This window comes from Gilliamella sp. CG25, from assembly GCF_046635705.1.
Taxonomy (GTDB): Bacteria; Pseudomonadota; Gammaproteobacteria; order Enterobacterales; family Orbaceae; genus Gilliamella; species Gilliamella apicola_I.
Genome location: NZ_JBIDFJ010000011.1, coordinates 1 through 14,138 on the forward strand (window position 1 = coordinate 1; position 14,138 = coordinate 14,138).

The 14,138-nt window shown below is 35.7% G+C and carries 12 protein-coding genes, 1 pseudogene and 1 CRISPR repeat array; of the genes and pseudogenes, 2 read left to right on the forward strand and 11 right to left on the reverse strand.

Annotated features, from left to right (window positions below):
* The 7 genes and pseudogenes from ACGH6P_RS08920 to casA form a co-directional block, all read right to left on the reverse strand.
* Window positions 1-398: pseudogene (locus tag ACGH6P_RS08920) on the reverse strand (hypothetical protein); the annotation flags it as partial.
* A 537-nt stretch (window positions 399-935) separates the two neighbouring features.
* Window positions 936-1,635: direct repeats of the CRISPR family, unit length 29 nt; unit sequence CGGTTTATCCCTGTGTATACAGGGAACAC.
* Between the two features lie 84 nt (window positions 1,636-1,719).
* Entirely contained in the window at window positions 1,720-2,013 is a 294-nt protein-coding gene (gene cas2e / locus ACGH6P_RS08925; RefSeq protein WP_220216475.1) for a type I-E CRISPR-associated endoribonuclease Cas2e, read from the reverse strand.
* 2 nt (window positions 2,014-2,015) lie between these two features.
* The gene (cas1e, locus tag ACGH6P_RS08930) at window positions 2,016-2,933 is read right to left on the reverse strand and encodes a type I-E CRISPR-associated endonuclease Cas1e (RefSeq protein WP_267351532.1); all 918 of its coding nucleotides are present in this window, start codon (window positions 2,931-2,933) and stop codon (window positions 2,016-2,018) included.
* A gap of 10 nt (window positions 2,934-2,943) precedes the next feature.
* Complete coding sequence (cas6e, locus tag ACGH6P_RS08935) at window positions 2,944-3,615, reverse strand: type I-E CRISPR-associated protein Cas6/Cse3/CasE (protein WP_411597304.1); 672 nt, start codon at window positions 3,613-3,615, stop codon at window positions 2,944-2,946.
* The gene (gene cas5e, locus ACGH6P_RS08940) at window positions 3,616-4,359 is read right to left on the reverse strand and encodes a type I-E CRISPR-associated protein Cas5/CasD (protein ID WP_411597305.1); all 744 of its coding nucleotides are present in this window, start codon (window positions 4,357-4,359) and stop codon (window positions 3,616-3,618) included. It lies immediately after the preceding gene.
* A 12-nt stretch (window positions 4,360-4,371) separates the two neighbouring features.
* Complete coding sequence (gene cas7e, locus ACGH6P_RS08945; RefSeq protein WP_411597306.1) at window positions 4,372-5,436, reverse strand: type I-E CRISPR-associated protein Cas7/Cse4/CasC; 1,065 nt, start codon at window positions 5,434-5,436, stop codon at window positions 4,372-4,374.
* 5 nt (window positions 5,437-5,441) lie between these two features.
* Window positions 5,442-7,637, reverse strand: coding sequence for a type I-E CRISPR-associated protein Cse1/CasA (gene casA / locus ACGH6P_RS08950; RefSeq protein WP_411597307.1), 2,196 nt, complete (start codon window positions 7,635-7,637; stop codon window positions 5,442-5,444).
* An 871-nt stretch (window positions 7,638-8,508) separates the two neighbouring features.
* Here casA and ACGH6P_RS08955 point away from each other — a divergent pair.
* Both ACGH6P_RS08955 and frdD read left to right on the forward strand, forming a co-directional pair.
* Complete coding sequence (locus ACGH6P_RS08955) at window positions 8,509-8,946, forward strand: hypothetical protein (RefSeq protein ID WP_411597308.1); 438 nt, start codon at window positions 8,509-8,511, stop codon at window positions 8,944-8,946.
* Window positions 8,947-8,960: 14 nt separating this feature from the next.
* Window positions 8,961-9,317, forward strand: coding sequence for a fumarate reductase subunit FrdD (frdD, locus tag ACGH6P_RS08960; RefSeq protein ID WP_411597309.1), 357 nt, complete (start codon window positions 8,961-8,963; stop codon window positions 9,315-9,317).
* A gap of 58 nt (window positions 9,318-9,375) precedes the next feature.
* On the opposite strand, the gene ACGH6P_RS08965 is transcribed toward frdD, so the two are convergent.
* The 4 genes from ACGH6P_RS08965 to ACGH6P_RS08980 all read right to left on the reverse strand — a co-directional run bounded on the left by ACGH6P_RS08965 (window position 9,376) and on the right by ACGH6P_RS08980 (window position 14,137).
* Window positions 9,376-10,236, reverse strand: coding sequence for a hypothetical protein (locus ACGH6P_RS08965; RefSeq protein WP_267360856.1), 861 nt, complete (start codon window positions 10,234-10,236; stop codon window positions 9,376-9,378).
* A gap of 66 nt (window positions 10,237-10,302) precedes the next feature.
* Window positions 10,303-12,021, reverse strand: coding sequence for a microcin C ABC transporter ATP-binding protein YejF (yejF, locus tag ACGH6P_RS08970; protein WP_411597310.1), 1,719 nt, complete (start codon window positions 12,019-12,021; stop codon window positions 10,303-10,305).
* Window positions 12,018-13,049, reverse strand: coding sequence for an ABC transporter permease (locus ACGH6P_RS08975; protein WP_267360852.1), 1,032 nt, complete (start codon window positions 13,047-13,049; stop codon window positions 12,018-12,020). The genes yejF and ACGH6P_RS08975 overlap by 4 nt, the downstream gene beginning before the upstream one ends.
* The gene (locus ACGH6P_RS08980; protein ID WP_267360850.1) at window positions 13,049-14,137 is read right to left on the reverse strand and encodes a microcin C ABC transporter permease YejB; all 1,089 of its coding nucleotides are present in this window, start codon (window positions 14,135-14,137) and stop codon (window positions 13,049-13,051) included. The genes ACGH6P_RS08975 and ACGH6P_RS08980 overlap by 1 nt, the downstream gene beginning before the upstream one ends.
* Between the last annotated feature and the right edge of the window lies 1 nt (window position 14,138).

The window sequence follows — 14,138 nt, forward strand, 5'->3', positions numbered from 1 at the left end:
GATAACACTATCTTATAATGTGCCTGCTCTTTACTGACCGATAACAAACTAAAACGGGTGATAACGCCATATATTTTACGTAAGTCACTCTCGACAGGCAGGTCACTTAGGGAACGAATCGCCGTTGCCAGTACATTTTTAACCGCAGGATTAAAGGAAAATGACGCTTTTTGATTGAGTATATCATCGGGCGATAAGGTTTTATCTGGACTGGTAAAATCAATGGTGTAATGACATGGCTGGTTGAGCTGTTCATCACCTTGTACGTGTAAAACAGAAATCGGCGAAATCAGATTATCAACCGTTAAGGTGTAGCGATTATGGCTTACCTCGCCCGTTAATTCATTCAGTAAACTTTCACCGACTTGATTGATAAGGGTGGTTATTTTGTTCGCCATGGGTTACTCCTGTATATTTCGCATTTGTCGGACTTTATGCCTGTTATTTAGACAGTCCAATATCATTTTGATAATAATGTTGTAAGTGAGTTTTGTGGGTATGATTGGTGAGCTATTAATAGCAAAAAAGAGTTAGCGAATTGACAAGATGATGATTGTAAATTGAGATACCAATCATCATGAAAATACCAGAAATTACCATAAATGGGTAATCGGTTATTTGATTGCACGTTGAAACAATCCGAAAACAACTGCCTTATATCCATATCATTCCTAGAAATTATAGGTTTTGTTTTTAATTATTTTGAAATATAAATTTTGATAACTTTTTTTAAATATGTAAACTACATTGTTTTACCATTTAATGCAAGTTTTTTAGAATGATTTTCTAATTAAATTATAAAGATAGCAATGTTAAGTGTTTAAGATTAAGCTTGGTACTAACTACTATTTATTAGTCTAGAAGAGTGTAAATTGAAGGCAGGTCGGTTATTAAAGCTTATAAAAGAAAACCTAAAAAATGACCATTCGCTAATGTGGTTTATCCCTGTATATACAGGGAACACATATTTTTATCATTCGTTGGGAATTTAGCCTCCGGTTTATCCCTGTGTATACAGGGAACACTTTCCGATAGATCTTTATAATAATTGAACGGACGGTTTATCCCTGTGTATACAGGGAACACGTGCCCCGAGTTAGTAATCATCAATATAACGGCGGTTTATCCCTGTGTATACAGGGAACACTGAGTTGGAGCGGGATATCGAATACCTGCGCACGGTTTATCCCTGTGTATACAGGGAACACATGTTGTTAGAGCTTGGTTATTCTGTACCGAGCGGTTTATCCCTGTGTATACAGGGAACACGCCCCTGTTGAGAATTTCGGCTCATTTACACACGGTTTATCCCTGTGTATACAGGGAACACGCATCATTAATCATGGCTGATTTTTGAATAATCGGTTTATCCCTGTGTATACAGGGAACACTTATAATTTCTCGTAAATTCATTATTTAGCTCCGGTTTATCCCTGTGTATACAGGGAACACACCTCTCTGCTATTGTTTGATTATTAGGATATCGGTTTATCCCTGTGTATACAGGGAACACCAACTGTGGCGCTAGAGGGAGCGAGCACAGCTCGGTTTATCCCTGTGTATACAGGGAACACCTATCAATCAAAGTATTGGTCGAGTTCATTCGCGGTTTATCCCTGTGTATACAGGGAACACTCTAAACGTAGCTATTTGTTTTATTTAAACTTATAGCGACCACGAAATTCTACCAGATTTTTTTAATTTTTAAAGAACTTTAACTTATTGATTTTCAATAGGTAAAAAAGATACCAACCTGAGTCCATCGAGTTCTACCGGCACTCTTCTGTTAGTACCATAAGTTTGGAAGTCAAATCCAGACTCAGTATTGGTTGCCCAAGCAAGTACAACATTCCCTTCTTCAGCAAGCTCGATGATTTGTTGCCAAATCATCTCCCTTACCGGTCTGGAAATATCACCTATGTAAACACCAGCTCTGATTTCTAATAACCAAATAGCTAAGCGTCCTCTTAATCTAGGTGGGACATTTTCAGTCACCACAACACACATACTCATGATTAATGGCTCCTAAAGCCACTATCGGCAAGTGATTGAGGTTCTGGAATCGCAGGTGGTAGTACATCATCAGGAGGCGGTGGAGGTTCAATACCTCCAGCGGATAATACCTCTTCAATCAGTGGAATTAATGTCGTCAATGTTTTTTGACTTCTAAAAATATCGCGACAAGCAATGCGCACTTCACGATCAGGGTCAGCTCTATTTTTAGCAGCAATTTCAAACGCTTTGGGTACCACTGTATCAAATTTTATAATATCGGCAATATCATAAACAAACGAGAGCGGTTTTCCGCTATGCACAAAACCGATAGCTGGTGCATAACCAGCTGCCAAAACCGCTGCTTCGGTAATACCATAAAGACAAGAAGTAGCAGCACTGATACATTGATTGACCGTATCGCCTTTTTGCCAATCTTTGGGATCATATTTACGTCCATGCCACTTAACACGATACTTTTTAGCTAGTAATGCATAAGTTGCACGTACACGAGCGCCTTCAACACCTCGTAATTGTTCAATAGAACGTCGGCTAGGAGCCGGCTCACCAAATCGCAGTTCAAACATTTTTTTGACAACTTTTAGACGAAGTTCATCATCCAAAGCTAATTTTGCTTGATAAAGTAATTTGTCCGAACGGGCTCCCCCAGGTTGACCTGTCGAATACATTCTGACGCCAGCCTCACCTACCCAGACTAACAGTGTCCCCACAGTTGCGGCTAATCTAACCGCTGCATGTGATACTCGTGTACCGGGCTCAAGCATGATACAAGCAATAGAACCAACGGGAATGTGGGTTCTAACGCCTGTTTTATCTATTAATACAAAAGCACCATCTAAAACATCAATTTGTCCATATTGTAGGAAGATCATTGATGTTCTATTTTTTAAAGGAATAGGATTCAGTGGAACATACACCATATTAAATATCCTATTGACAGTGTTTGATTAAAAATAGTCCACAGCCAAATCCTTTGCTTTTACCGATACCTTGATAAAGTGTAGCTAAAAATAGTTTTGGATCTGTAACAGTCAATACACCCTCAAAATCAACACTACTATAACGAATTGGTTTAAGTTCTGACTTTTTATTAAGCAGATGTCGGTTATAACTGATAACATTACAGCAGACTGCTGAATGATTATTTTGCTGTAATGAAAATCCACGTTTTTCACTTTGCTTAATCAACCAATCTATGGCCGCTTGATATTGCAGATCTTTGATCTCATTCGATGATAATCCCTGTTGTTTAGCCTGATACTTAGCATTCATCATCACATCACAACGTTTTCCTTGTTTCATGACAACAGGATTGGCACGTAATAAAAAACTTAACTTCATCCCTGTTGTTAATTGCGGTGCATAAGGTTTTGTATCGACTTTAAATAATTCATGATTGGTAAGCGGTGCAACTTCAGATAAAAGATAAAACAGAGATTTTTTAGTCTTTTGATCTTTATGAAATAAAAATGGACGTTTATTTTCATCAGGAAACAGTTGCCATAACCATTGATGCATAGCATATTCACCAGCAGACCACCTTTTTTGTTGCATCACATAAGGAAGCCGCTCAAGTTTTAGCTCGACTTTCGAAAAATACATCTATTCGCTCCTTTTTAAGTGTCCTGTATATTGCTGACGATTGATAAATTGCCAACGCTTCCGATTAATGGGCTGATCTTGTCGAAGTTGTATTTTAATTACATCAAAATGCGCTTCTTGATCAGGATGATCCCAATAGTATTCGTTAGCATCACTATCAATTAAATCTTTAAGGATTGAATCACATTGGTGATATTGACGATAATGGTCATCAGCGAAGACAAAAGCATCACTAAGCTCACCTTCATAAATCACCGGCGCTAATGGCAATGACAATGGCGAGTTTTTCCTGCCCACATAAAGTGGAAAGACAGGCGTTAATAATGCCTGCTTTATCTGCTCTACAGAATAAGGGGCGCTTTTTGTTTCGGTAATGATAATTTGATAATAGACATCGTTGTAATATTCACGCTTGGTAAGTAGAGTTTCAAGATCTTGAGGATTACGACGTATTTTATCAAAACGAGTATAAAATACGTCTTTTTTATTCGCCTTTGGCATCTGAATAGTATGAAAATCACTAAACCAACGACTCTTATCAACAAAAGGGCGAACTCCAACATAATAATGCTGATTGAAAGCATCAATACACTCATCATTACGCCGAATACCTAATGCTGCCGCCAAAAAACCTAATACAGCCGAACGAGAAGGAATAATATTGCTGTGGCGAACTTCGCCAACAGCCGGCTCTCCCCACGATGTGAGCGGTGCATAAATCTGAAAAATAAGATGTTTTATCATCTTGACCGCTCCTTATTTTTGCGCAACAAACGTTAATGCAGCAGCAAGTGTCCCTTCTCCACTTTCAATATTGAGTTTGTAGCGATCATCCGCACATTGACCATAAACATGATCAAACTTATCTAACTGTTGCTCTAATCGAGTTATGGCATCATTCACTATATCTTGGCTTTGGATAGGATTGAAATAAGCAACAGCAAGAGAACGTGGTTGATGAGTACCTTTTTCAATCAATAAATAAGAGGTATAAGCACGTGATGCAAAGCTATTTTGCATACCAGTTGGCGCCACTTTGGCAGCAGATTCGGTTAATGCTTTTAGTGTTTTTTCAACCAATGCTTCATCACCATTTAAGTTATCAAGAAGTAAATCACGACTAATACAGATATAAGTATAAAACAGTGCCGAGGCAAATCCACGTTGGCCTAAATGCCCTGAACTCGCATCTTTTTCTTTATTATTTAAATCATCAACAGCAGTGAAAAAATCATCTTCGATTGTGACTGAACTAACCCCTAGAGCATGAGAAACCTGACAGGCAGCATCCACATTAAATGCAGGACTATCCGCTAACATTCGACCAAACAAGGCTATGTCAACACTGCTATTTTGTTTGCGTAATAGTTTAACTTCGTCATCTGTTGGAATCCTTTTTTCGCTAATTAATTGTTTAACTAACGAGGCAATTGCGTGTTGTTCATCGTTACTGATATGAACTAACTGTTCAATCTCGATATTAGTCAGCGGATCTTTTGGTGTTTTTTCATTTTTAAGTTTACCAAATTGTCCTGCAATTTTAATGGCACTTTCTTTGGCTATTTTTTCAGGAATTCCGTGTTTATCCATCGGATCGTATACCCAATCTCTTGCAAATCGACGTGAACGCACACCAATATGATCACTTAAAGATTGATAAAAACAATCTGAGGTACGCCATGCTCTTTTTAAACTTTGAGAAGAAATCCGTAGACGATCGCTATTACCCATTACAGCAGTTTTAGGTCGTCCAACTTCATCACGATTTAAATTAGAAGGGGCATAAGCCGTTAGTAAATGTAATTGAATAAATGTACTCATATTAATTATTCCTTAGAAGTTTTTTTAGTTGAGTTATAATCCATTGCCCAACGAACAGAAAGACGTTTAAATGGATCAGAATTGGAAGGTAAATTTTGTTGACGTTCATGCCACTCTCTTACCCATAAAAAGATGCCATCAGCCAACGAAAAGAGATTGACACCATTATCACCACGTATTTTTATCGCTTGAATTAAACGACGACAAAACTCATCGGGCGTTTTGCTCGCTAAAAGTTGATCGAAACGAAGACGGGATAAAAAGTTACGTTCACCCCCTCTAACTTTTTCACTTAATTGTGCAGCAAAAGGCGCATTGTCATTATTGGCATTGGCAAACGAGGCTACCCATGTAAAACAAGCTAATGCAAGTAGTTCAATTCGAATATCACTAGATGATGAAATATTATGATCATATAGAGCTTTATTTAAAATAGCATAACCTTCCTGTGAGTATATATTTTCAAGCAACGTTGTACGACGTAGCTCTGCACGTAATTGTCGTCCATTATAAGTACCTCCATTAAATTCACATAATCGTTGTTGCAACATCGAAAACCAATCATCAATGATTTTTTTGTGATTTTCATTGAGAAGAATCGACTTTCTCATAAAGCTGTTTGACATCTTTTTCTCCATTTCACAAGCAAGGCTATTTGCTATTTTAATTTTCCCGAAATACGTAAGTTTAAAAAAATCAGAACACAACACTTCTCTGGCACTAATCTTAATATAATATTCTTGTTTCGTTTTATTATTTCTAAAGTGTTTTAAAGGTTGATTAGGATCGCCAAATGCGGCTTTATCATAGATTTGGATAATATAATCTAATAATGTCTTAGCCCAATCAACTAACAATGGTTGCCGACCACTAGAATTATCTTTTTGTTCAATTAATTGTTTTAACAATTGATAAAATGGCAATTCCGTTTCTTTCCAAAAGGCAATTTCAAGGATGACTGTCTGCTTATTGATTGTCGTCATCGCTTTACGCAAAATCGGTAATGTATCTTTACTGAGAGCTAAAGCTTGTGCGATTATCTCTCTTAAATCACTGTTAGGATCCGCCAAATCTGGGTAGACAGGGAATGTGTGTTCATACCAACAACGGGCTTTCATATTGTCGAAATCGTAACCAAAACACCATAAATGATAGTGTTGTTTATCTTTAAAGTTTCGATCAAGATGGGTGGTAACCACTCTAGCCGAATGCGTATCATCATTGGCACTCACCATACCTAACCAATCTCGATATACTAAGCCGCCCGGTTGCCCTTTAATAGCAAGTTGTTCACCTGTTTTTTTATCTATTCGATAGGGTGTTAGTGGATGTAGCCAATGTTGATATTGAATGCCATAATTTTTGGTTTGATATTGGGTAATCAGTTGTTTTGATAATTCACCACAAATGTCACATTGCCCCTGCTCAGTTTGATGAAAATCTAACTCAATTCGCCGAGGCATTCCCCAAAAAGCTTGGCAGTAATTAGCTTGTTCAGGAAATAGACTTAAATTTTTTGGTGGTTCACTGGTCTGCGTTGGCGCTAGCCAAGGAAAAACTGATGCATCAAACTGCTGCGGTTTTTCTCCATCATCTAAAGGGATCACATTTAACCACAATTTTTTCCATAATGGAGTCGGTTTATTCAGTTCAGGCATGATTAAAGTCGTGATAGGCCCTCCACCACGCAAACTCACTCGATGTCCTTGACCACCCGACGGAGCATTAGTTTGCAACGTAAACAGCGCCATAGCAGCACAGTGTGGGCATATTGCCTTGACGAAATCTCGTTTAATAAAGTGATCGGTATTTCGTTTTAATGCATTCTCGCCCGGGGCTTCAACCAATAAACCCGATATAGGAACTTTATTCCCATTTAACGGTGCAAAATCTTGCATAAAAGAAGGTTTTGTTGGGCCAAATTGCATAGCAGTTCTGACTTGTTCAAACGCTTCGGTTAGTTGTTGTAATGAAAAACCATTATTCCAATATTCTCGCCACTCTGAATTATCTTCGGGCGATAGTGTGGTTTGTAATAAACCAATCAAAAACTGGTAAGCCGCACCTTGAAAATCGGGTCTTAAATAAGCTAAATCTGAAATGGTTTCATCAACCAGTTGGCTAGGTTGAATTTTACTAAGATGACCATCGAAATGAACAACCGGTATCCATTTTTCGTCTAATAAAGATAAAGTAGACAAATTTTACTCCTTTATTTCATATAAAATCGATGCCGTGATCTGACACCGATTATCGTTATGAGATTATAAAATAACACACAAACAGAATTAATTTATTGATTTTAAAAATGAATGTATAACTGTATTTTTTATTTTCATCTATTTTTTTAGTGAGTTTAAAAAAACAAGATAATTCGTTAAAACGTCCGTAATTTTTAGTTTTAGTCAGTAATTGATAAAAGAATTTTAGAAAATTCACATTATCTCCTTTATAAATAATATTGTTAAAACATTAGCAATACATGTATACTCAAGGAGCACTAATCCATGGGGGTTACATGAAACGCCAAACCTGTTGGCTATCTTGTAACCAACCATGATTAATATACTACAATAAAAAATCATTGCAACAAAAAAATCAAAGACGGAAGATACGAATTAAAATTTTCTTCTCAAATTACTATCTCAGTATTGTTATGATATAATATTTAATGTTCCTTATATTAATAGGGTTAAACCAACGGAAGATAAAATTTACAATCAGTTCCCCACTATCGTGGGGATTTCCTATGTTAAAATCACCTAAACTTATTTAACCCAAAAATTACATATTTTACGATAAGTTAATGTTAAAAATGTGATCAAGCACAAATCTTTAAAAAATTTTCATTTAATAACTTGTATTGTTTGTTGATTTAATTTTTTTACTTAGCTTTCTAACAATTAAAATCACGCACATTATGTGCAACCTTAGAACGGTAAAATCTTTAACATTACTTATATTAAACTAGCGACATTAAGTCGGTTTGCCACTATAATTGCTTGTTAAAAGCTATTGTGAAACTGATATAAAAAGTAAAAGCTGGTAGATAAATCTAATGTTGAGAGAGTTATGAATTCTAAAAATAACACTAAATTTCCACTAAATAATCATCAAAATCCCCTAGACAATCCTCATCAGCTTGATAATGGGCAGGTAAAAACCAAGGTATCCTTGATATTTTCGATCTTTAGCAAAATTACGCCGTTTTCAATGTTATGGATCAGTTTTGTTTTAACTTATGGGGTAGTTTGTATGTACACGAATGCGGTTGGACAAGATGAGTTTTACCGCTTTATCTTCTTTTTACAAAAACCCGTTGTGGTTGTACTTAATTGTGTAGCACTCTTGTCGGCACTGTTACATAGCATAATTTGGTTTATAAAAGTCCCTAAAGCATTATCATTAACGACTGATAATAAGCAAACTCAAGCTTGGTTACTCATCGCCTGTTTATGGATAATCACAATTGCCGTATCAGTGTTATTAATTAAATTGATATTAAGATGAGTGGTGTTTAAATCATGAAAATTCAAGAATCCGAAACTAAACGTTCGAATAATACTGTTATCAAAGGATTATATGCCTTAGGCGGTACGTGGGCAGCTGTTTTTGTTCCGGTTGTGATGATTATCATTGGATTGATTATTCCTTTTGGCGATGCCCAAACACGCTCCTATATTTTAAAATTAGTTAGTAGCGAACAAGGTAAAATCTTTTTGCTGTTGATGATATGCTTACCCATTTGGTGCGCATTACAACAAATTTTAACGATTTTGCACCAGTTTAATATTCATCCTAAACGTGAAAAACTGTTAACTTTTGGTTTGGCGCTGGCATGGACGATTCACGCTCTTTTTATTTTGTTTGTCAGAACATAATAATTAAAATTGAAATTGCAATTAGCGTTATTAGATGATAACGCTAATGGTTTCAAGATTAATAATAAGTGATTTGTCTAACGATGTTCACTTGCTTATCTGGTTGAAGTTTATTTACTCTATTTGCCGAAAGCCAATCTTTTTTATCATTGACGGTGAGTAATTGAGTTAAATAGTTAGCTGACTCCTTACCGTCTGTAAAATTAGTAGATTGAATTGACGTTAAGCGATTATTTTCATATTGATAAGAAAAATCACTTTCATTGCTTAAACCATTACTAAATTGAGTCACTACTTTTGCGAGTTTTTGATCTTGATATTCATACGTAAATAATGAAACACCATTCAAATCATTACCGGTATAGTTACCCTGCTCATCCGTTTCTTTAAGTTGCCAGTGCACATTTTTATTAACCAAACAATGATTGGTATCATATTGATAACTATCATTTTGAATAAAAATAAAATCAACCGCTTTTTTAACTTGATGAGACTGAATAATTTTACCGTCTTTATCAGTCGTAAACTGAGTTATACTGTTAGTTTTATCTTCAAAATCTTCGATAATATTTTCCCAACCAGTATTTATTTTTTGGAGATGTTCAGAATATAATCGTTTATTTTGAGCAGAATACAGCTCATAATGACTTAACGTAATTAGTCCGTTTGGATCATATTCTAATGAATGATTGGCATTCGTTTCATTCTCCTGCATACCTATTTTTTGGGTCGTTGTCGTTCTGATTTCTTGCTTTATTCCCGTTGCTGGTGTATCAAGATAATCATAAAGTTGGAAAATATAATTATTGGCTTCAACTTGATTTTGAGTAATATCATCACGACAATTCAGTGCTATGACATTAGTTGAAAACAATATGGATAATGGTGCGATAAAAAAAGGTAGTCTTCGTTTTTGCATAATTTATTGATAAAGTTTATTTAAGATAATTTTTAAAAATGCGTGTTAATGCGTTAATTTTTATTATTACTCTTTTCGCATCAACAACGCGTCTGCCCAATTGACTTGATTTTTTAGTTTTTTATTTTCTTTTTCTTCTTGCTCATTGATTTTATCTGAATAAATCAGTGTTTTATTTTTTACTTTTAGCTTCATTGGTTTATCGAAAAAAGATAACAAGGTTTTTGTATATTCATTTTCAGGTTCAGAAAAGACTTTTTCACACAATCCTTGTTCGACAATTTTTCCTTCTTTCATAACAACAACATGATGACACATAGTATAAATTACGCTTAAATCATGGCTGATAAAAAGATAACTCAGTTGATACTTTTGTTGCAATGATTTAAGTAAATAAATAATTTGTTGCTGAATTGTATGATCTAAAGATGAGGTTGGCTCATCTAAGATGAGTAATTCTGGTCGCAAAATCAATGCTCTGGCAATAGCAATGCGCTGACGTTGCCCTCCTGAAAACTCTGTTGGATAGCGAAAACGCATTTTTGGGTCAAGACCAACTTCAAGCATGATATCAATCACAGCCTGTTCTCGTTCAGATTTACTTAGTTTTTTATGGGTTAACAATCCTTCACTAATAATCTGCTCAACATTAAAACGAGGATTTAGCGATGAAAAAGGATCTTGAAACACCACTTGAATACGACTACGGAACGGGAGTAATTTTTTAGCGGTTAAATGATCAATATGGTGACCATCAAATAAAATATCGCCGTCAGATTTTATTAACCGAAGTATCGCCATTGCCGTTGTGCTTTTACCTGAGCCTGATTCACCAACCAGCCCCACGGTTTCCCCTTGATGAATGACAAAACCGACATTATCAACAATTTTTTTCTTTTTACTGCTAAATAAGCGTTTTTGCGTTGTCACCTCAACATTTAGATGATTAACACTAAGCAGTATCCCCGGTGTTTCAGGTAAAACGATAGGTTCACCACTTGGTTCAGAGTTTAATAATGTTTGAGTATATGGATGTTGCGGACGTAAAAAGATACGTTGTTTATTATTATATTCAACGATTTGACCTTGTTGCATTACTGCCACTTTATCCGCTAATTTTTTTACAATACTTAGATTATGCGAAATAAATAGCATACTCATATTCAGTTCTGTTTTTAATTCTTTTAGTAACTGAATAATTTGCGCCTGTACAGAAACGTCTAAAGCCGTCGTTGGTTCATCAGCAATTAATAGTTTAGGATGTGTTAATATTGCCATAGCAATCATAACTCGTTGCCTTTCTCCTCCTGATAATTGATGAGGATAAGCTGACAATTTATTTTTAGGCTCTTTGATTCCAACCCGATCAAGATATTGCAATATTTCGCTTCTGGCTTCGTTACGTCGCATGCCTCGATGCAATGATAAAACTTCATAAAGCTGCTTTTCAACAGTATGTAATGGATTAAGTGATACCATTGGTTCTTGAAAGATCATACTGATTTGATTACCTCGTACTTTACGAAGTGATTTTTCGCTGGCATGCAGTAATGAATTTCCTTCAAACAAAATATCCCCAGTTGGGTAAATCACTTGTTCGTTACGCAATAAGCGTAGAATTGACAGTGCTGTCACACTTTTACCCGATCCTGATTCCCCAACTAATGCAAGTGTCTCTTGTTCATGAATATCAAAACTGATATGACTGACCACTTGCGAAGTGAGATGAGCTTGTCTTTTGAATGCAATACTTAAATCTTGTACAGATAATAAAGGTAAACTCATTGATACACTCCTTTGTTTGGATCGAATGCATCCCTTACGGCTTCACCAATAAAAATCAGAAGGGAAAGCAACGTTGCAATAATTAGAAAAGCGCTAATGCCAAGCCATGGTGCTTGCAAATTATTTTTGCCTTGTAGTAATAAACGGCCTAACGATGGTGAATCAATCGGTAAACCAAAGCCTAAAAAATCAAGCGATGTTAATGTGGTAATTGAGCCACAAAGAATAAACGGTAAATAGGTTAAAGTTGCCACCATGGCATTAGGTAAAATATGACGAAACATAATTTTATAATTTCTAACGCCCATTGCTTTTGCTGCACGGATATAATCAAAATTACGTGTACGTAAAAATTCTGTTCTTACTATGCCAGCTAATGCCATCCAACCGAACAAAACAGTAATACCTAGTAACCACCAAAAATTAAGCGGTAAAATGCTTGCGAGAAGAATAATGACAAATAGGACAGGTAATCCGCTCCAAATTTCGATGAAACGTTGCCCAATCATATCGACTTTACCACCATAATACCCCTGTATAGCCCCAATGATGATGCCGATAATCGAGGTAAAAAGTGTTAAAAGAATGGCAAAAAACATCGATATGCGAAAACCATATAAAATATTAGCTAAAACATCAAAACCTGCATCTGTTGTCCCTAGCCAATGCAATGCAGAAGGTGGCGTCGGAAAGGTACTATTAGTATCGTAAATTAATGTATTATAGGTATAACGAAAAGGTGGCCATAACATCCAACCGTTTTGTTCTATTTTTTCTTGTATTTGAGGATCTAAAAAGTTAGTTTGCGTTTCAAACTGTCCACCAAATTCAGTTTCCGGATAAAAATGAAAAATAGGTGAATAATAGTTATTCTGGTATTTGATAAAAATTGGTCTGTCATTAACGATAAAATCTGAAAATAAACTAATAACAAAAAAAATCAAAAATAGCCAAAGCGAATAATAACCACGACGATTATGTTTAAATCGTTGCCAACGTTGTTGATTAATAGAGTAGTGAGTGGTCATTAATTACGAGCCTCAAAGTCAATACGTGGATCAATCACCATGTAAGATAGATCACATAACAATTTAGTGATGAGTCCAATTAAGGTAAATATATAAAGTGAACCAAAAATTACCGGATAATCACGTTGTATAATCGCTTCGTAGCCTAATAATCCTAGACCATTAAGCGAAAAGATAATCTCTATTAACAACGAACCGGTAAATAAAATGCCAACAAATGCAGCAGGAAAGCCTGAAACAATCAATAATGTCGCATTACGAAAAACATGCTTATATAAAATTTGTCTTTCGCTTAAGCCTTTAGCACGCGCAGTAATAACATACTGTTTTCGAATTTCATCTAAAAATAGATTTTTTGTTAACATCGTCAACGAAGCAAAACCGCTAATCACCATAGCAATGGTTGGTAAGCAGATATGCCAAGCATAATCCTTTACTTTTCCCCAAAAATCGAGTTGGTCAAAATTATTTGAAATCAATCCTCGAAGCGGAAAAATATCCCAATAACTGCCACCGGCGAACAATACAATTAATAAAACAGCTAGTAAAAAAACGGGTATTGCATAACCAATGATAATTAACATACTTGACCAAAAATCGAATGCAGAACCATCTTTAACCGCTTTACGAATACCTAAAGGGATAGAAATCATATAAACGATTAACGTACTCCAAAGCCCTAAAGAAATCGAAACAGGCAAGCTTTTAGCAATCAATCCTAAAACCGATTCACTTTTAAAAAAACTATTTCCAAAGTCAAAGGAAAGATAATTTTTGAGCGTATCAATGTAACGTTCAAAAAGGGGTTTATCAAAGCCAAATTGTTTTTCTATCATCGCCACAACTTGGGGATCAAGTCCTCGAGCACCACGATAATTTGACTCATTTTTTTGATGCAGCGAAGATGATGCAGTGCTTTCACCACCCGGTAACAAACTTTGTCCACCATTGGCATCATTTTCTATCATAGCTAAGGCTTGATCAACTGGGCCACCTGGAGCTACTTGTACAATAAAAAAATTGATCGTTAAAATAACAAACAGTGTTGGAATAATGAATATCAATCGACGAATTAGATAATTGAGCATA